The following is an 18,343-nucleotide window of genomic DNA, read 5'->3' on the forward strand; positions in this document are numbered from 1 at the left end:
GCAGACGCCGACGGCCGGCACCGCCCCGTCAGGGGAAGTGCCGGCCGCCGAGATGACCTCGGGCGCTACTGCGCTGGGCGCATGTCCCCGGTGGTGCGGAAGCGCTCGTGCCAGGACAAGGCCTCGCCCAGCAGGTGCGGGGTGTGCTTGCCGTAGCTTTCCTTGCGGGCGCGGTCGAAGTAGTCCTGCAGCAGCGGACGGTAGTCCGGATGCGCGCAATTGTCGATGATCATCTGGGCACGCTGCTTCGGCGACAGGCCGCGCAGGTCCGCCAGGCCCTGCTCGGTAATCAGGATCATGGTGTCGTGCTCGGTGTGGTCCACGTGGGAGGCGAACGGGACGATGCCCGAGATCTTGCCGTCCTTGGCGGTAGACGGGGACATGAATACCGACAGGTAGCCGTTGCGGGCGAAGTCGCCCGAACCGCCGATGCCGTTCATGACGTGCGAGCCGAGCACGTTGGTGGAGTTCACGTTGCCGTAGATGTCGGCTTCGATCATGCCGTTCAGGGCGATGCAGCCCAAGCGGCGGATGATCTCCGGGTGGTTGGAGATCTCCTGGGCGCGCAGCAGGATGCGGTCGCGGTAGTGGTCAACGTTCTTGTTGAACTCGGCGATGCCTGCCTCGGACAGCGAGAAGCTGGTGGCGGAGGCGAACTCGATGGTACCGTCCTTGATCAGCTGGAGCATGCCGTCCTGGATGACCTCGGTGTAGGCGGTCAGGCCCTTGTAACCGCCGCGGGCCAGGCCCGCGAGCACGGCGTTGGCGATGTTGCCCACGCCTGACTGCAGTGGCAGCAGCTTCTCGCTCAGGCGGCCGGCGCGGATCTCGTAGTCCAGGAAGCCCAGCAGGTGGTCTGCGATCTTCTCGCTGGTGGCGTCGACCGGGGCGAACGGGCTCAGGCGGTCCGGGGCGTCGGTCTCCACGACGGCGACGATCTTGTTCACGTCGACGTTCAGGTACTTCTGGCCGATGCGGTCGCGCACGGTGGTCAGGTCGATCGGCTTGCGGTGCGGAGGCAGGGCGGTGCCGTAGTAGACGTCGTGCATGCCGTCCATGGCGGCGGACTGCTGGGAGTTGACCTCGATGATGACCTTGTCGGCCATTTCCAGCCAGGTCTTGTTGTTGCCCACGGAGGAGGAAGGGATCAGGTCGCCCTCGGCGGTGACGCCGACAACCTCGACGATGGCCAGGTCGATCTTGCCGTAGAAGCCGAACCAAGCGTGCTGGGCGACATGGGACAGGTGGATGTCCATGTACTCCATGTTGCCCTCGTTGATACGGCGGCGGAGCTCCGGGTCGGACATGTACGGCAGGCGGAGGTTCATGCCCTCGGCCTTGGCCAGTACGCCGTCCAGTTCCGGAGCGGTGGAGGCACCGGTCAGAACGTTGATCTTGAAGTCTCGGCCGGCGTCATGCTCGTCGCCGATGAGCTTTGCCAAAGCGCCTGGCACGGCTTTCGGGTAGCCGGCGCCGGTGAAGCCGCTCATGGCCACGGTCATGCCCGGCTTAACGAAAGTGGCAGCCTGTTCTGCGCTCATCAGTCGTTCGGTGAAGGCGCGATGGTGGATACGCTGGTGCAAAATAGCCCTTTCTCACTTCTTTGTGATCCACGTCTGTAACGAGTATCTCAACCTACTACTCTAGTGTCGCTTTCGACCTTCCGGGGCCAGCTTCTAGGCCCAATGCCGAATAAAGCAGGGGCAAAGCGCTGACCTGTCCAGAGTTTGCGGTGACCGGTCGCCGGAAATTCACCGCGTGCGACTAATATTCTCCCGAACACCGTGCGCGGTGCAGTTTCAACCTCGTTCTAAGTCCATTGACAGGCTCGGTGGCTAGGTTGGGTAGTGATGACTACAGCACGAGCCGCCGCACCCCGGCACCGCCTCACTGCGGCGCTGGTCCTGTTGCCGCGCGCAGTGCTTCTCTCCCTGCTGCTGATTCTCGGCCTACTCTTGATGCACGGGATGAACCTGCACAACGAGCATGCGGCCGGTACTGGCGCCGCGGCTCCCGCCCAGAGCGCCCACGGGCACGCGGCAGGACCCCTGGCGCCGGGATCGGGACTCGTCGCCACGGGAACCCAGCATCTTGTCGGCCAGCCGAACGCGCTGGCCTGCACCGACTGCGATGAGCAGGGCGCGCAGGCGGCCGCCGCCGGATGCGTCCTCGCGTTCATCCTCTTTTTCCTGCTCTTGCCGCGCCGCGGCAGCGTACTGGTCCGCCGGGTCTTCCCGTCGCGGGCCGGGCCGCGACGTTCCCGGGCAAACTGGAGCGTGCTGCGCGCGCCGAGCCTAATCAGCCTGTGTATTAGTCGCACGTGATGACCGGTGGCGGCCGGAAGCGTTTCGCCGATTCCCTGGCCGCCTCCCGGTAATCCGGCGCGTTTTGCGCGCCCTCGACAACAACACAGGAGATCTTCCATGAAGTCCACCCCTCTGACTCTCAGCGCCCTCGGGGCGGCGGCTGCGCTGGCCCTGGCAGGCTGTTCCGCGCCAGAACCAAACGACCCGGCGGAGCATTCAACCCACGACATGAGTGCCGCCCCGCCTTCGAACGAATCCGTGAACGCCGCGCAGAACGAGGCCGACGAGATGTTCGCTTCGATGATGGTGATACACCATGAACAGGCCATTGAGATGAGCGACATCCTGCTGTCAAAGCAGGGACTGGCCCCGGAAATCCAGCAGCTGGCGCAGGACATCAAGGAGGCTCAGGGCCCAGAAATCCAGACTCTGCGAACCTGGCAGGAACAGTGGAACGTCCCGTCGGACCAGCCCCATTCGATGGGCGAGGATGACGGAATGGTCAGCGACGAGAATCTGGAGAAGCTGCGCCAGGCCACGGCAGCGGAAGGCACCACGCTGTATCTGGAGCAGATGATCACCCACCACGAAGGCGCCGTTGAGATGGCAGAACAAGAGCTCTCAGAAGGACGTTACGCCCAAGCCAAGGACATGGCCCAGCGCATCGTCGACACCCAAACCGCAGAAATTGAGCAGATGAATGATCTGCTTTCCGCACACTAAGCCCGAAGGAAGCAATGAACTCCACCGAAAAACCAAGCGTCTGGAGCCGCCAGGCGGTGCGGCTCGCCGCTCCGTTGGCCATGCTTGCCATGGTGCTCAGCGGCTGCTCGCAGGCACCGGCCCCAACACCTGCTCCGGCATCCCAGTCCGACGCCGAATCTACCGCAGATTCAGGCGAACTGCTTGAACGGTTCGGCCTGCAGGGATTGGACGCGGCGCAGATCATCTATCAGCTGGAGCAGCTGCCGGTTGCCGAACGCCCGGCCAATCTGATGGCCTCGGTCCGTCCCGGGCAGCTGGTGCTCAGCGACGAAGCCGGTCGCCAGGCCGCCATGCAGCTGCCTGCGGACAAATTCTACCTTTCCGTCGCTCCCTACGAGAGCCAAACCCACGACTGCCATTTCCACAGTCTCACCACCTGCCTCGGGGAGCTACAGAATGCTGACGTCATCGTCGATTTCACGACAAACGATGGCACGAAGGTCCTGGACGGCATGCAGCTGGCAACCAATGACAACGGCTTCGTCGGTCTCTGGCTGCCCAGCGGAGTCACCGGTGAACTGACGATCACCGCCGGCGGCAAAACCTCGACGCAGTCCATCTCCACGGCAGGGTCCGAGGACGCCACCTGTCTGACGACCATGCAGGTCGTCTAGGACCGGCTTCCCTTCACCTGGTTCGGCACGGCAGTACACTGCGTGCCGAACCGGTGTGGGCATGGGCCCATGAACGTCGCCACGCCCGAGTTCCGGAGCTTCGAGACGCTCGCTTGGTGCGAAAATCGCCAAATTCCTAAGGAAATCTGGCTGTTACCGTTTTGTCCCCGAATTGCCGTTGACCCGTCATGGGGTCGCTCCTACATTTAAGGTGACTCCCGTCGGGGCCCTCTGAAAATTCATGTTGGAGGTCGGATTCAAATGAAGAAATGGACTCGGTGGCAAGACTGGGTCGGTGTCGCGGCAGGTCTGTATGCCGCAATCGCATCTATCTGGCTCAATGGAACGACAACATCCATGACGCTGATGATGGTCTTCGGTTTGCTGATGGTCGTCACCGCAGTGTGGAGCGTTGCGATGCCGCGTCTCGTTTCGATGGAATGGGCACTTGCCATTTCCGGTGCACTGCTTTTTGCCTCGCCGTGGATGGGACAGTTCACCAGCTACGCCATGAGCACATGGGTGTCATGGATTTGCGGTGCCGTTGGCATCGCAGCGGGCTTGATGGCCTTGGCCCCGGCCATGGAAATGCGCCACGCAACAGGCGGCTCAAGCACCGCACACTAGATTCCTCGTGAAAGACCAGTGCATTCACATTGCCTGGGCTCCGGATGATTGGCGATCCGGAGCCCAGGCAATGGTTTTTTAGTTGTTCAGGTGCCAATTGGCTCGCCCAGCTCCGTGAGATGTCCCAGCGCTGGGATGCACCCGAACCAGCCGCTTAGTTGAATGCCGCGTGGGGTGCCTTCGGCGACGTAGCGCAACTCCAAGCGGCAGCCGATGGCCTCCGCATGCCGAGGCAGGGTTGCCAACTGGACGCGGTCCAGATCTCCTGATTCAAGTTTCTTGACCCGGTCGGCGCTGACCTTAAGGCTTCCGACGAGATCCTTGGTGCTCAAACCTGCCACTTCGCGAAGCTGCGCCAGCTAGGTATATCCGTCGCAATCCTTGGGAAATCTGGCACGCCTCTTCTGGGATTCCTTAGCCAGATTTTCGATCATTCGGGGATAACGGTACACAAGAGATTCGGCTTTCTCGATGCACGCGAACTATCAACAAGGCCACGGGAGGAACCAACGCTTGCTAGCTTCGGCAGCTGGGCAGGATGATCCGTGATGTCCGTCGTGCTTCTAAATGCGGCCGATTCGGCGCGCTTCAAGCCGTCGGCGTACTGCGGATCCGGCTTGTTCCACGGCGTCGGCGATGCCCAGACCTTGGTGCAGCCCTGCCACGATCGAGGCGGCCATGACGTCCCCGGTTCCCTTGACACGCACGTCCAGGCGCTCGTAGCCGATGGCGGCGACCTCATCTGCTGTCACGACGAGATCCTCGCCGTGCTGCCTGTCCTGCCCCTCCAAGCCGCTGGCAACCACCCATTGGCAGCGTCCGGACAGCAGTCGGCGCGCGTCCTTGATGATCTGGTCGACGGGTTGCTCGCGCGCCGGGGGGCTTTCAAGCAGCTGCTGCAGTTCAAAGAGGTTGGGAACGATCCCGGTAGCCAGCGGGAGCAGCTCCTTGCGCAGGGCAGCGGCGACCTCGGGATCGGTGTAGGCGCCCACGTCGTAATCCCCAAGCGTGGGATCGACGACGACGCGCAGCTGCGGGCGGCGTTCGAGCAGCATGCGAAGCCAGCTGGCTACGGCGACCACCTGGGCCGGGCCGGCGAAGTACCCGGTGTAGACGGTGGAGACCTCATCTGCGATGCCGAGCGCGGTGAGGTCATGCAGCGCGTCCGCAACCCATGGGCCCGACAGGTCGGCGGCGTGCACCTGCGGGTAGTGCGGCAGGTTGCTGAGCATGGCGGTGGGCAGCGCCGCGACCTTCAGGCCGCGCTCCGTCAACACCGGCACCGAAGCGCTCAGGCCGACCGTGCCGTAAACCACTTGGGATCCGATGGCAATGATATCCACCGGGCAGGAATCCAGTTCCCACCGTTCACGCGACAATGCGCTGTTTTCATCCTGTTGTTCCACACCCATATCTTAACGAGAGGGAGCCCCTGCCGTTCTTTCGGAGTGCTTTGATTAAACGCCAACGGGTGGCGCGCTCCCCTCGCGGAGAGTGCCCCACCCGTCGGACAGGAAGCAGGTCTGGAGGACTTACTTCTTTGCAGCAGCAACAACCTGCAGGCGCAGGTTTGCAACAACGTCCTCGTGAACGCGAACGGTTGCGGTGTAGTTGCCAGTCGACTTGATGTGGTCGCTGACCTCAATGTTGCGCTTGTCGATCTTGCCCAGACCAGCGTTTGCAACAGCAGCAGCAATGTCTGCGGTCTTCACGGTGCCGAACAGGCGGCCGTTAGCGCCAGCCTTGACGGTAACCTTGACCGGCTGGGACTTCAGCGATGCTGCAAGAGCCTGAGCTTCCTCAAGGTTTGCAACGGCGCGAGCAGCGCGAGCAGCCTTGATGGAATCAACCTGCTTCTCACCACCCTGGGTCCAAACGATTGCGAAACCGCGTGGCAGCAGGTAGTTACGGGCGTAGCCGTTCTTTACCTCGACAATATCGCCAGCAGCACCGAGACCGGATACTTCGTGAGTCAGAATGATCTTTGCCATTTTGCTATCCCTTCTTCCTTAGCCTCGGCCAGCGCCGGAGTAAGGCAGCAGGGCAACTTCACGTGCGTTCTTGATTGCCTGTGCGATCTTGCGCTGTTCCTGCACGGAAACGCCGGTCACACGACGAGCGCGGATCTTACCGCGATCGGAGATGAACTTGCGCAGCAATGCGGTGTCCTTGTAGTCGATGACGGTGATGTCAGCGGCCTTCAAGGGGTTGGACTTTGGTTTGGGCTTACGGATTTCAGCCTTAGCCATCGTGGAGCTCCTTTAGTTTGGGAGCCCGCAGATTATTCTGCGGGATGGTGAATAAATAGTGGTTAGAAAGGCGGTTCGTCGTTGCCCGGGTTGCCCCAGCCGCCACCGTTGTTTCCGCCAGTGCTCCACGGGTCGTTGGCTGGAGCGTTCCAGCCACCACCCTGCTGCGGCTGCTGTTGCTGCGGCTGCTGTGGTGCATTTTGCTGTGGTGCGTTGGAGAAGCCTCCACCGCCAAATCCGCCGCCGCCACCGCCGGAGCGCTGGGTGCGGGTTACCTTGGCGGACGCAAAGCGGAGCGACGGGCCGATTTCGTCGACCTCGAGCTCCATAACGGTGCGACGTTCGCCTTCCTTGGTGTCGTAAGAACGCGAGCGCAAACGACCCTGGGCGATGACGCGCATGCCCTTGGTCAGCGTTTCTGCAACGTTCTCTGCAGCCTCGCGCCATACCGATGCACGCAAGAACAGGGCTTCCCCGTCCTTCCATTCATTGGTCTGGCGGTCAAAGGTGCGAGGAGTCGAAGCGATCGTGAAGTTCGCTACGGCTGAGCCGGACGGCGTGAAACGCAGCTCCGGATCGGCGGTCAGGTTTCCGATAACGGTAATAACAGTCTCGCCTGCCATTGACTCTCCTTAGAAAAGTTTGAACGTTTGTCCTACGACGGAAGTACTTGCGTAATTAAACGCGAGCCTCTTCCGGACGGGTGACCTTGTGGCGCAGGATCAGTTCGTTGATCTTGAGCTGACGCTCAAGCTCAGCCGAAGTAGCTGGATCTGCGGTGTAGTTCACCACGATGTAGGTGGCTTCTGCCTTCTTCTTGATCTCGTAAGCCATCTTGCGACGACCCCAGACATCAACCTTGTCGATGGTGCCACCGTGGGAGCGAACAACCTCGAGGTACTTCTCGATGGTTGGCTCTACGGTGCGGTCATCGACCTCTGGATCGATGAGGACCATAAGTTCATAAGCACGCATGTGAACCCACCTCCTTTGGGCTAAACGGTCGCGGCCTTTCCGCAACAGGAGGTTCTTGCGTTGCCTGAGCCGGACACACCCAAGTTTCGGGCGTGCGGTAGCACAGACCTTCCAAGCTTACCCGAGGGTGCCCGCCTTGTAGTAGTCAAGGTGTCGCAGATCATGAAATGCGCTCCGCGCTCGCGACCCGTACCTAATATTAGCCCTCCAGGTCGCGGTCGATCAGCGGTTGGATCCGGTTGATGAAGTCCGGGGCAAGGGTGCGCATGTAGGTGTCTGAGACATGGTGCTTGTCCCGGTACACCAGAACGTTGCCCACGAGCGACGGGCAGGTTTCCTCGGTGCAGAATTGATCGGTGAGATCCAGGACCTGCACACGCGGCTCCAGCTTCCCTGCTTCTCCGGTGACATCCCCCGGCGGCAGGGCCTTGTCCCGCGGGGTGACGCACCGTTGGGGATTCTCGGGATTCTCGGCCAGGCAGTCCCTGGCGTAGCCTTTGAGCGCCGGACGGGGTGTGTCCACCAGCGAGATGACGTCAATCCCCGCATCTTCGAGCTCCGACCAGGCCTCGGCAAATCCCCGTGCAGCGTCCGAAGTGTAGGACGGTTCGGCCCAATTGGCAGTCAGCACCACGTCGATGTCGCCGCGCTCGGCCAAACGCCGCGCGGTTTCCCTGTTCGCCTCGCTGCAGGAAATCGACCCGTCGGCTTCCGCTGTGCGCTGCGCCTTGGAGAACGGGCAGGAGTCCTTCAGATAGGTAACCAGCTTCCAGTCGTTGGCATCAGCCAGCGCCTGCACGGCCTGGTACCAGTGCGTGGCGTGCGAATCGCCGACCAGCGCAATGGTGGTCTTTGCTGACGGGTTGCCGAATTCGCATTCCTTGGCCTGCGTGGACTGGGGTTTTTGCACGCAGTCCCCGAGCTGCGGAAAATCACCGCTGGCTTCGCTGAGCGTGGGAACAATCTGACGGTTCTCGCCCAGATAGGCCGGCATGCCCTGCGCCAGCGAGGCGGCGCCGAAACCGGGAGGCGGGTTGCTGGTCAGTTCGGCCGCCTGCTTGTTCTGCTTCTCAGCGAGGGCGGACTGCGCCTGCTGCGGGACGAATCCCAGCGTCGCGACAAGACCTACGGCAGCTGCCCCGGCCAGCACGGTGCGGCCGGCTCCGCGCGACAAGGTCGGCCAGCGGCGCACCGGATTCTCGACATAGCGGAAGCTGAGCTGCGCCAAAAGCAGCGACAGGGCAAGCAGGCCCACGGATTCCAGCGGGCCGGGATCACCGCCGGTAAGCTGCGCGGCAAAGACGATCAACGGCCAGTGCCACAGGTACAGGGAATAGGACACTGCGCCGACCCACTGGATCGGTCCGCTGTCCACCACCGGGTGCAGCGACAGCAGTCCTTCGGTGCGCTCCGCGGCGATGATCAGCACCGTGGAGAGGACCGGGACCAGGGCGGCAACACCGGGGAAAACGATATCCCCGCTGTATGTGAATGCCGCGCCGGCCAGCGCGGCCAGCGCAAAAAGCACCAGGACATTGCGCAGCACGGCGGGAATTCCTTCCAGAATCCGCCGTCCGGTTTGCGCCCGCTGTGCGGCAACCAGGGCCAGCAGACCGCCAGCCGCCAGTTCCCAGACCCGGGTGGTGGTGACAAAATATCCGCTGGGATCACCTGAGAAACCCAAATAGGCCGAATAGGCCAGCGAAGCCAGCGCGGTGGCCGAGAAACCGATCCACAAGGCGCTGGTTCTCCAGCGGCGAAGCGGTCCGGCAAAGGCGGCCACCACCAGCAGCGGCCAGAAAAGATAGAACTGCTCCTCCACACCCAGAGACCAGAAGTGCTGCAGCGCGCTCGGGGCTTCCTCGGCTGCGAGATAGTCCACCGACGACGCGGCCAGCACCCAGTTCTGCACCGACAGGGCGGAGGCTACGGCCTGGATGCCGAGCGATTCCCACAAGGTGCTGGGCAGGAGCAGCAGCGTTCCCGCCACGACCACCACGATCACCAGCAGCGCCGCAGGCAGGATTCGCCGCACCCGCCCGGCGTAAAAGGACAGCAGGTCGATGCGGCCGGTGCGGTCGGCTTCGCGGAGCAGATGGGAAGTGATGAGGAACCCGGAGATGACAAGGAAAATATCCACCCCGATATACCCGCCGGGCAGGATCCGCGGTTCCAGATGGTAGACCACCACCAGCAGGACCGCCAGTGCGCGCAACGCCTGGATTTCGGGCCGGAAGTTTCTGATCGGGGCGGCAAACGAACTCATAGTGCTTGATCGAATCAGCCCCGGGTAAACATCCGGTGAGCGCCAATCAACGGGCGCAGAAACTGCGCGTCTGAAATGACTGAAAAGGCTGGCGTAATTCAATTGTTTCGCAAGCCGTTCATCGGTAGCGTTTCCAGATGTTCCCGTGATCTTCCGCGCTGCCCGACGTTAGGACCCGCAATGCCCCAAGCCAAGTCGTTTGCAGTGGTAGGTGCCGGGATCATCGGCGCCGCGGTGGCCCGGGAGCTGCTGGCCAGATATCCCGGATCGAGCGTCACCGTCGTGGAGAAGGAACAGGCGGCAGCCGGGCACCAGACGGGGCACAACTCCGGGGTAGTCCACGCCGGGCTCTACTACGAGCCGGGAGGCCTCAAGGCCAAGCTGTGCCGACGCGGCGTTGAACTGCTCCAAGACCTTGCCCAGGCCAGGTCTCTTCCCTATGAGCAATGCGGCAAATTGGTGGTGGCGCTGGAAGCCGACGAGGAACAGCGGCTGAAGAACATCTTCGAACGGGCGCAAGCCAACGGTGTTCCCGGGGTGGGGATGCTCGGTCCGGATGGCATCAAAGACATCGAACCCAACGCGGTGGGGCGGATGGCCCTGCACTCCCCAGGTACGGCGATCATCAGCTATGCCGCGGTGACCGAAGCCCTGCTCGACGAAGTGCGGCTGGCAGGCGGAGAAGTGCGTTTCGGCTGCGCCGTCGAGCGTATCGAGGAACTAGCCACCGGGGTGCGCCTTCATACCAGCACCGGGCAGTTCCTTGCAGACCACGTCATCGTGTGCGCAGGATCCCAGTCCGACCGGCTGGCCCGCGGTTCCGGGGCCAACGCCCAGCCCAGTGTTGTGCCGTTTTTCGGCCAGTATTTCCAGTTGGAGGAAAGCTACCGCACCATCCTCAACGGGCTCGTCTATCCGGTCCCGGATCCGAAATACCCTTTCCTCGGCGTCCACCTGACCAAGCGCGTGGATGGCCAGATGATGGTCGGACCCAATGCCTTCCTCTCCCTGTCGCGGGAGAAGTACCACGGCCTGGGACTGGATTTCAAGGATCTCGGGGAGGTCATGGCCAACCCTGGTTTCTGGAAGTTCGCGTCGCGGAACTTGCCCACGGCTGTCCGCGAGATCCGCACCGTGGTCTCGGAACAGTTTTTCCTCAGGGAAGCTGCGAAGTACGTTCCGTCGCTGGAGGGAGCCAAGGCGACCCGCCTCACGCGCGGCATCCGGGCGCAGGCCATGGACGCCGACGGCAAGCTGCTGGACGACTTCGCCATCGACTACCGCGATCATGCCACGCATATCCGCAATGCGCCGTCTCCCGGCGCCACCAGCTCCCTGGCCATCGCCGAGTACATCGTAGATTCGCTGGTCTCCAGGAGCATCGCCTAACCGCGGGACTGCTTCTCCCGGATCAGGTCCAAGGCCAGCACCGCGCCGACGGTCATCAGGCGGTGCCCCGGGCTGAGGTTCGGTGCGAGCCGCACCGCGTAGGTGGACTTGCCGATCAGCGCGTTGCCCAGGCCCGACCAGCTGCGCGAAACGGTGGCGATGACCTGGCCGCGGGCGCTGATCTGGAATTCGAAATCCCAGAGATTTCCGTCCAGGTCGATCTCTTCGCCTTGGAAATCCACGGTGACCTTGGTCTTGAAGAAGGTGATCCGCTTGACGAGGGTCGCGATCTGGTTGCCCTGGCCGTCCATGATCTCCATGCGGTCGCGCCCCACGCTCATGGTGTCCTTCACCTGGAGTACCGGGTTGTCCGGTCCATCGAACACCGTCAGCTGCCGGGACCCGGCGAACATGCGGCCCAGCGCGCTTCCGCCGGTCTCTACATGGGCGACCTGCACGCCCTCGCCGTTCAAGATGGCGAAATCGTTCTTCATGAGGTTCTTGGTCTGCTGGATGACCAGCACGTCAGATTCGAAGATCGTCATGCCAGCGATTATGCCATTTGCGGCTTGCCGTCCCCGGGCCATCGAACGCGATTCAGCCCAGGAATGTGCGGTCCGCCTTGGACAGCGGCACCGTTCATCCAGCTTCGGATCCAGTCTGAGGCGGAAGGGGATCCAGTTTGAGGCGGAAGGCCGCTTCCAAGGCCAGCCGCCCGGCACCCCAGCACACCGGGATCACCAGCCATACGTGCCATCCCCAATGCATGGTCAGGGCGAGGATGGGAGTAGCAAAGAGGACCGCAATCCCCAGACCCCGGGAGATCAGCTCCACGCCCTTGGTGTAGGAGTCGCGCTGCTCAGCAACTCGGTATTCCAGCCCATCGACCGAGGCTTGGAACTGCGGCGTTTCCACGCTGGCAAACAAGTCTCCCACCGGCACTTGCAGAGCGGCGGCGATTTTCGACAGCGTGTCCATGCTGGCGTCCTGGCCGGCTTCCAGACATTGGACTGTTCTGACGGTGACCCCGCTTTCGTGGAGAATCGTTCCTGCGTCTACCCCATGGTGCGGCGTATTTCCGATATGCGTGATTCGTTCATGCAGATCACACTAGCCATTGAGGACACGACAACACCACGACTTTCTGCCGACAGCTACCCGACAATGTCACGTCATCGCGCATTTTCGGCTTCATGAGACCCGTGGCTACGTTTTCAGGAAAGCTGCTCGGAACGGTGGAACTTCGCGCGAATTGCATATACCTGATACTGCATATGCGATACATTCGAAGGCCGCGACCGGACGTCCTCCCTCTGAGATTCCGGCCGCGGCCTTGGGTCAACTACTCGCCGAAGAAGACGCGGGCCACCTTGGACAGGTACCACGGGTCGTCGACGCCGCACATCTCGCGGGCCGAGTGCATGGACAGCAGCGCCACGCCCACGTCCACGGTGCGGATGCCGATACGGGTCGCGGTCAGCGGGCCGATGGTCGATCCGCAGGGAACCCGGTTGTTGGAGACGAATTCCTGGTACGGCACCCCGGCGGCGGCGCACCAGCCGGCAAACGCGGCGGCGCCCACGGCATCGGTGGCATACCGCTGGTTGGCGTTGATCTTCAGCAGCGGGCCCGCATTGACCTGCGGGCGGTTCGCCGGGTCGTGGCGCTCGGCGTAATTCGGGTGCACGGCGTGGCCGGCGTCGGCCGACAGGCACACGGAGTTGGCCAGCGCGCGGGCGGTGTCTTCCACCGTGGCGCCGAACGAGGCCTGGATGCGCTGCAGCAGTTCCTCCAAGAAGGGGCCGCTGGCGCCCGAACGCGACTCGGAACCCAGTTCCTCGTGGTCGAAGGCCGCCAGCATGGCGATGCGCCGGCCCTCTGGCTTGCGCGCGTAGTCGGTCAGCGCGATCAGGCCGGCGTGCACCGAGGACAGGTTGTCCAGGCGCGAGGAGGCGAAGAAGTTCTTGCCTTCGCCGAACACCTCGCCGCGCTGCGCCGGAGCGGTCAGCACGTCGTAGCCGGCGATCTGCGCCGGATCCACGCCGGCCGAGGCGGCCAGCACTGCCAGGATGTCAGCGTCAGCCAGGTCTCCGGCACCGAAAATCGGGTTGGTGTGGGTCTGGCGGTCCAGGCTCAGTCCGTCGTTGACCTGTCGGTCCAAGTGGATGGCCAGCTGCGGGATACGCAGCAGCGGCTCGGTCTGCGCCAGGTGCACCGATCCGTCGCGCAGCACCAGACGGCCGGCGAGCACCAGCTCGCGGTCCAGCCACGAGTTCAGCAGCGGTCCGCCGTAGACCTCCACCCCGACCTGCCACCACCCGTTGGATCCGGTGGTCGGCTTCGGCTTCAGCTTGAAGCCGGGCGAGTCGGTGTGTGCGCCGAGGATGTGGAAGCCAGTGGTGGCAGCGGCCCCTTCGGGCTGCACCCAGGCGATGACCGCGCCGTCGCGCACCACATAGTAGGCGCCGGCCCCGAGGGTCCATGCCTCGGCTTCGTCCAGCGCCGTGAACCCGGCGGCATCCAGCCGCTTCGCCGCGCTCGCGGCGGCGTGGTAACTCGACGGGGAGGTCGCTACGTATTCGGCCAAATCTGCAATGTGTGCCATTGCCGCGGCTTGTGCCATGACTGGATGCTCACTTCTTTCGCGATCGATTGTCATCAAGTGCTGCTGCCGGCGGGATCTGCCGGGTTGTCTCCAGCTTAGTAGTCTGCGCCGCGGATTGGGTCCGGCGAAGTGCGCGGGCGACCCAGGCGGGGAAATGCCCGCGAATTGCGCGACCGGACTTGACGCGGATCGCGGACGGCGTAAATGCTGTGATCAGGCCTACGCCGACCAAGAAAGCGAGTACATCATGCCAAAGACCAACCGCACGCCCGAAGATTTCCCGGAGCACCGTGATTCCCTCGAGCCGCAGTCGGAGACCAAGGCCGGAGTAGACCCTGAGCAGGTCGATGGGCTGGGCACCACGCTGGATTCCAGCCCGGCATCCGTTGAGACCGAACCCTATGTTCCGGCGGAGCCGGATCCCGAGGGGCTGCGGCCGCTGCCCGTGGAGGACTCCGAGGACCGCGCCCACTCGACCAGGCTCGCCCGGCTGTGGACGGCGACCGTCATCAGCGTGCTGCTGCTGATCCTGCTGATTGTTTTCATCGCGCAGAACCAGAACCCTGTCACCGTGCTGTACTTCGGGCTGCGCGGCGAGATCAGCCTGGGCCTGGCCCTGTTCATCGCGGCGCTGGGTGGCGCGCTGGTGGTCGCAGCCATCGGCGCGGCGCGCGTCATCCAGCTGCGCGCCTCCGAACGCAAGAAGCGCCGGGCCGAGCGCAAGGGCCGGTAGCTAGAAGTCCAGTCCCTGCGAGGGGATGACCAGCCCGGTCTCGTAGGCGTAGACCACTGCCTGCACCCGGTCGCGCAGGTGCAGCTTGGTCAGGATGCGCCGCACGTGGGTCTTCACCGTCGCTTCCGAGAGGAAGAAGCGATGGGCGATCTCCGCGTTGGACAGGCCTTCGGCGAGCGCGCGCAGCACCTCCTGCTCACGCGGGGTCAGGTCGTCCAGCAGCGGGTCGCGCTGCGGGGCGGCGGTGCTCGCCGGGGCCTGCCCCGCGTTGCGCACATAGGTCTCAAGCAGCCTGGCGGTCACGCGCGGCGCCACCACGGCGTCGCCGGAGGCCACCAGGCGGACCGCGGAGACCAGCTCCTCCGGGGCGACGTCCTTGAGCAGGAAGGCGCTGGCGCCGGCCTGCAGCCCGGAGAAGGCGTATTCGTCCAGGTCGAAGGTCGTCAGGATGATGATCTTGGTTTCCGGGTGCGCCTTGGCGATGCGTTCGGTGGCTTCGATGCCGTCCATGTTGGGCATGCGCACGTCCATGAGCACCACGTCCGGGTGCAGGGCCGCGGTCTGGGTCAGCGCTTCCAGCCCGTCGGCCGCCTCGCCGGCGATCTGGATGTCCGCCTCGCCTTCGAGGATCAGGCGGAAGCCCATCCGCAGCAGGGGTTGGTCGTCGACCAGCAGTACCTTGATGTTTTCGTCCATGTCCTACCCCTTTGATGCCTTCTGGTTACCATTCTTCGCGCTGCACTCGGGCAGCTGCAACATCGCCTTGACAATCCATCCGCCGCTGGCCACGGGGCCGGCGTCCACCGTGCCGTCGAACAGCTCGGCGCGCTCGCGCATGCCGCGCAGCCCGCGGCCGCTGCCCACGCTGGGCACCCGGGTGGCGTCCCCGTTGTCCAAGATCTCCAGCCGCACCTGGTGCCTGCCGCGTTCCAGGCGGACCTGGACGTCGGTGACGTTGCGCGCATAGCGCAGCGAGTTGGTCAGCGACTCCTGGACGATGCGGAAGATGGTCAGCGCGAACGCCTTGTCCTCCGGCAGCGGCTCCCCCACGTAGGTGTAGGTCAGCGGCAGCCCGGCGGCGCGGAAGCCTTCGAGCAGGTTCTCCATGCTGCCGCCGGTGGGCTGCGGCGCCAGCTCCCCGCCCTCCCCTTCACGCAGCACGCCGAGCATGCGCCGCATGTCCGCCAGCGCGGCGCGTCCGGTGCCGGACAGCTCCGCGAGCACCTCCTCGGCGCGGTCCTGGTCCCGGCGGCCCACCACGCGGGCGCCTTCGGCCAGCGCGATCATCACCGACAGCGAGTGCGCCACCACGTCGTGCATCTCGCGGGCAATGCGGTTGCGTTCCTGCACCTGCGCCAGCCGGGAGACCTGCGAAGCCCAGTGGTTCAGCTCCGCCTCGTGGATGCGGGCGTTGCGGATGTACACGCCGATGGCGGCGGCGGTGACGTAGAAGCCGATGAGGAACGCCGCCAAGACCCCGATGATGATCACGGCCAGCGTGGATTCGCTGATCCCGTCCGAGGTGTCGAGCTCCATGCCGCTCATGTCGGGGAAGCCGACCAGCACCATGAGGACCATCTGGAAGCTGCCGGCCAGGATGGCCAGCGGAATCGAGCGCTGGGCCGAGTAGCTGGTGGCCACCATGTACAGGGCGAGCATCATGCCCAGGCCCTCGGTCCCGTAGACCGAGCCGACGTCCAGGATCGAGATGCATTCCAGGGCGAACACGATGCACAGCACCGTCATCGGCGCCCGGCGGCGGAACAGCAGCGTGCCGGCGGTGGCCAGCGTGACCAGCAGCAGCGCCAGCTCGTTGCTGGCCTCCATATCCGCCATCAGCAGCACCCCGGGCAGGGTTCCGAGCAGGTAGAAGACCACGACGCCGATGGACACCAAACGCGGATGGGTCCTCAGGTACCTGCGTACCCGGCCCATCCGCTTGGCGGCCAGTTCGTCGAAGGAGGCTAGCGACTCCTGCTGCGAAAGGTTGCTCATGGTTTCCAGTCTAGTTTTCCAATTCCTACTTGATGTCGCGGCTCTTGAGCAGGATTCCCGCCAGTAGCAGCGGGAGCACGATCCATCCGGCCACCCCGACCAGCTGCTGCCAGGTTTCCAGCGTGCTCGGGTAGCTCAGCGGCAGGGCCAGCGACAGCCCCAGCTGGTCCGGCATGAACCGGGCGTAGTCCTTGAACCAGTCGGTGACTGCCATCAGGATCTGCGCGATCATCGGCAGCACGAAGAACAGCGCGACCAGGCTGGTGATGCCGCCGGCGGAGTTGCGCAGCAGCAGGCCCAGAGCTAGGCCGATCAGGGAGGCCATCACCACGGCGAGCGCCCCGTACCAGAGCACCCGCTGGAAGGCCTCGCTGCCCAGGTCCAGGGTCATCGAGTAGTTCTCGGCCAGCGGCCGGCAGACCAGGTAGGCGGCCAGCGTGGACACCAGCTGCACCACCGCGGTCAGCGCGGTGATCAGGATGATCTTGGCGGTCAGCACCCGCAGGCGCTGCGGGCTGGCCAGGAAGGTGCTCACGGCCGAGCCGGTGGTGAATTCGCCGCTGAACAGCAGCACACCCAGCACGCCGAGGATCAGTTGGGAGAACATCAGGCCGGAGGCCATCGTTTCCACGGCGAAGTCAGCGGTGCCCATGCTTTCGGTGCCCGGGATCTGCCCGAGCTCCGGGCTGCTGCTCATGAACGATCCCACGCCCCACACGCCGATCGCGGCGATGCCGATGTACACGGCGATCGAGACCAGGACCAGGATGCGGGTGGAGTTCAACGAGAAAAAGCGGATCATTTCGCTGCGCAGCACGCCGCCCAGGGTGACCCTGCCGTATCCCCGCGCCGCCGCGCGGGATGCTAGTTCGGTGCTCATGGTTTCCTACTTCCCAGCCTCGTTGTCGGTGGACACCTGCGAGCGGTACTCGATGGCGTCGCGGGTCAGTTCCATGTACGCGTCCTCCAGGGTGCGCTGCAGCGGACGCAGTTCGCTGAGCACGATCCCGGCCTCCAGCGCGCGGCGGCCGATCTCCTCGGACTGAGGTCCGGTGACCTCCAGCGTGGCGGCGTCAAGCCGCCGCAGCTGCACTCCCTCGGCCGCCAGGGAGTTCATCAGCACCTCGATGTCGCGGGCGCGGACCACGGTCTGGGCCAATCCGTTGTCGATGAATTCGCTGATCGGGGCGTCGGCCATGATGCGGCCGCGGCCGATCACAATCAGGTGGTCGGCGGTCTGCGCCATCTCGCTCATCAGGTGCGAGGAAATGAACACGGTTTTCCCGGCGGCCGCCTGCTGGCGGGCCAGGTTGCGGACCCAGGCCACGCCTTCGGGGTCCAGCCCGTTGACCGGTTCGTCGAGGATGAGCACCTGCGGGTCGCCCAGCAGGGCGGTGGCGATGCCCAGCCGCTGCCCCATGCCCAGCGAGAAGCCGCCGACCTTCTTGCGCTGCACCGGCGCCAAGCCGGTCAGCTCCAGCACCTCGTCCACCCGGGACGCGGGCAGGCCGGCGGTGGCGGCCATGGCGCGCAGATGCGAGCGCGGGGTCAGCGACTTGTGGACCGATTTGGCCTCCAGCAGGGTGCCGACCTCGGTCAACGGGTGGGTGGAGGACTTGAAGTTCTTCCCGTTCACGAGCACCTGCCCGCCCGTGGGGTTTGCCAGTCCAACGATCATGCGCATGGTGGTTGATTTGCCTGCGCCGTTGGGGCCGAGGAAGCCGGTGACGATCCCCGGTTGAACCGTGAACGACGCATTGTCGACCACGGTTTTTGCACCGTATTTCTTGGTCAATTCCTGTACCTGGATCATATCTCC

At 64.1% G+C, this 18,343-nt stretch carries 21 protein-coding genes; 6 read left to right on the top strand and 15 right to left on the bottom strand.

Annotated features, from left to right (window positions below; genetic code table 11):
* Window positions 1-65: 65 nt before the first annotated feature.
* Window positions 66-1,541, bottom strand: coding sequence for a succinyl-CoA:acetate CoA-transferase ScpC (scpC, locus tag ACTX90_RS18045; protein WP_113607399.1), 1,476 nt, complete (start codon window positions 1,539-1,541; stop codon window positions 66-68).
* A 309-nt stretch (window positions 1,542-1,850) separates the two neighbouring features.
* Between scpC and ACTX90_RS18050 the strand changes: the two genes are divergently transcribed.
* From ACTX90_RS18050 to ACTX90_RS18065, 4 genes are all read left to right on the top strand, one after another.
* Complete coding sequence (locus ACTX90_RS18050; RefSeq protein ID WP_120991637.1) at window positions 1,851-2,324, top strand: hypothetical protein; 474 nt, start codon at window positions 1,851-1,853, stop codon at window positions 2,322-2,324.
* A gap of 99 nt (window positions 2,325-2,423) precedes the next feature.
* Window positions 2,424-3,029 (top strand): DUF305 domain-containing protein, encoded by a 606-nt coding sequence (locus ACTX90_RS18055; RefSeq protein WP_053799236.1) that lies wholly within the window; start codon window positions 2,424-2,426, stop codon window positions 3,027-3,029.
* A 14-nt stretch (window positions 3,030-3,043) separates the two neighbouring features.
* Window positions 3,044-3,685, top strand: a complete 642-nt coding sequence (locus ACTX90_RS18060) for a CueP family metal-binding protein (protein ID WP_443442643.1) — start codon at window positions 3,044-3,046, stop codon at window positions 3,683-3,685.
* 261 nt (window positions 3,686-3,946) lie between these two features.
* On the top strand, window positions 3,947-4,312 hold the full coding sequence (locus ACTX90_RS18065; protein ID WP_047120537.1) for an SPW repeat domain-containing protein: 366 nt from the start codon (window positions 3,947-3,949) through the stop codon (window positions 4,310-4,312).
* Between the two features lie 86 nt (window positions 4,313-4,398).
* Here the strand turns inward: ACTX90_RS18065 and ACTX90_RS18070 are convergent, their stop codons facing one another.
* From ACTX90_RS18070 to ACTX90_RS18100, 7 genes are all read right to left on the bottom strand, one after another.
* Window positions 4,399-4,653 carry a helix-turn-helix domain-containing protein gene (locus ACTX90_RS18070; protein ID WP_443442644.1) on the bottom strand — a complete coding sequence of 85 codons (255 nt, stop codon included), beginning with the start codon at window positions 4,651-4,653 and terminating at the stop codon, window positions 4,399-4,401.
* A gap of 222 nt (window positions 4,654-4,875) precedes the next feature.
* Entirely contained in the window at window positions 4,876-5,718 is an 843-nt protein-coding gene (locus ACTX90_RS18075; protein ID WP_443442645.1) for a bifunctional hydroxymethylpyrimidine kinase/phosphomethylpyrimidine kinase, read from the bottom strand.
* Window positions 5,719-5,844: 126 nt separating this feature from the next.
* Window positions 5,845-6,303: a 50S ribosomal protein L9 gene (rplI, locus tag ACTX90_RS18080; RefSeq protein ID WP_047120539.1), complete on the bottom strand. Its 459-nt coding sequence runs from the start codon at window positions 6,301-6,303 to the stop codon at window positions 5,845-5,847.
* An 18-nt stretch (window positions 6,304-6,321) separates the two neighbouring features.
* Entirely contained in the window at window positions 6,322-6,561 is a 240-nt protein-coding gene (rpsR, locus tag ACTX90_RS18085; RefSeq protein ID WP_013350683.1) for a 30S ribosomal protein S18, read from the bottom strand.
* A gap of 62 nt (window positions 6,562-6,623) precedes the next feature.
* On the bottom strand, window positions 6,624-7,184 hold the full coding sequence (locus tag ACTX90_RS18090) for a single-stranded DNA-binding protein (protein ID WP_047120540.1): 561 nt from the start codon (window positions 7,182-7,184) through the stop codon (window positions 6,624-6,626).
* 55 nt (window positions 7,185-7,239) lie between these two features.
* Complete coding sequence (rpsF, locus tag ACTX90_RS18095) at window positions 7,240-7,536, bottom strand: 30S ribosomal protein S6 (protein ID WP_047120541.1); 297 nt, start codon at window positions 7,534-7,536, stop codon at window positions 7,240-7,242.
* A gap of 199 nt (window positions 7,537-7,735) precedes the next feature.
* Window positions 7,736-9,802, bottom strand: coding sequence for an acyltransferase family protein (locus tag ACTX90_RS18100; RefSeq protein WP_052772554.1), 2,067 nt, complete (start codon window positions 9,800-9,802; stop codon window positions 7,736-7,738).
* Window positions 9,803-9,982: 180 nt separating this feature from the next.
* On the opposite strand from ACTX90_RS18100, the gene lhgD reads away from it, so the two are divergent.
* Window positions 9,983-11,191 (top strand): L-2-hydroxyglutarate dehydrogenase, encoded by a 1,209-nt coding sequence (gene lhgD / locus ACTX90_RS18105; RefSeq protein ID WP_113607311.1) that lies wholly within the window; start codon window positions 9,983-9,985, stop codon window positions 11,189-11,191.
* Here lhgD and ACTX90_RS18110 read toward each other — a convergent pair.
* From ACTX90_RS18110 to ACTX90_RS18120, 3 genes are all read right to left on the bottom strand, one after another.
* Window positions 11,188-11,736: an LURP-one-related/scramblase family protein gene (locus ACTX90_RS18110; RefSeq protein WP_052772555.1), complete on the bottom strand. Its 549-nt coding sequence runs from the start codon at window positions 11,734-11,736 to the stop codon at window positions 11,188-11,190. The genes lhgD and ACTX90_RS18110 overlap by 4 nt on opposite strands.
* Before the next feature lie 94 nt (window positions 11,737-11,830).
* Window positions 11,831-12,169, bottom strand: coding sequence for a hypothetical protein (locus ACTX90_RS18115; protein WP_443442646.1), 339 nt, complete (start codon window positions 12,167-12,169; stop codon window positions 11,831-11,833).
* 364 nt (window positions 12,170-12,533) lie between these two features.
* A complete protein-coding gene (locus tag ACTX90_RS18120) occupies window positions 12,534-13,796 on the bottom strand; it encodes a M18 family aminopeptidase (protein ID WP_443442647.1) in 1,263 nt (420 codons plus the stop codon).
* 247 nt (window positions 13,797-14,043) lie between these two features.
* Between ACTX90_RS18120 and ACTX90_RS18125 the strand changes: the two genes are divergently transcribed.
* Complete coding sequence (locus tag ACTX90_RS18125) at window positions 14,044-14,529, top strand: LapA family protein (RefSeq protein WP_443442648.1); 486 nt, start codon at window positions 14,044-14,046, stop codon at window positions 14,527-14,529.
* Here the strand turns inward: ACTX90_RS18125 and ACTX90_RS18130 are convergent, their stop codons facing one another.
* The 4 genes from ACTX90_RS18130 to ACTX90_RS18145 are packed head-to-tail and all read right to left on the bottom strand — an operon-like array spanning window position 14,530 to window position 18,337.
* A complete protein-coding gene (locus ACTX90_RS18130; protein WP_047120544.1) occupies window positions 14,530-15,225 on the bottom strand; it encodes a response regulator in 696 nt (231 codons plus the stop codon).
* A 3-nt stretch (window positions 15,226-15,228) separates the two neighbouring features.
* Window positions 15,229-16,524, bottom strand: a complete 1,296-nt coding sequence (locus tag ACTX90_RS18135; RefSeq protein ID WP_443442649.1) for a sensor histidine kinase — start codon at window positions 16,522-16,524, stop codon at window positions 15,229-15,231.
* A 25-nt stretch (window positions 16,525-16,549) separates the two neighbouring features.
* The gene (locus ACTX90_RS18140; protein WP_424678574.1) at window positions 16,550-17,404 is read right to left on the bottom strand and encodes an ABC transporter permease; all 855 of its coding nucleotides are present in this window, start codon (window positions 17,402-17,404) and stop codon (window positions 16,550-16,552) included.
* 6 nt (window positions 17,405-17,410) lie between these two features.
* Complete coding sequence (locus tag ACTX90_RS18145; protein WP_047120547.1) at window positions 17,411-18,337, bottom strand: ABC transporter ATP-binding protein; 927 nt, start codon at window positions 18,335-18,337, stop codon at window positions 17,411-17,413.
* Window positions 18,338-18,343: the final 6 nt, after the last annotated feature.

The sequence above is a fragment of the Glutamicibacter soli genome (genome assembly GCF_052322135.1).
Classification (GTDB): Bacteria; Actinomycetota; Actinomycetes; order Actinomycetales; family Micrococcaceae; genus Glutamicibacter; species Glutamicibacter soli.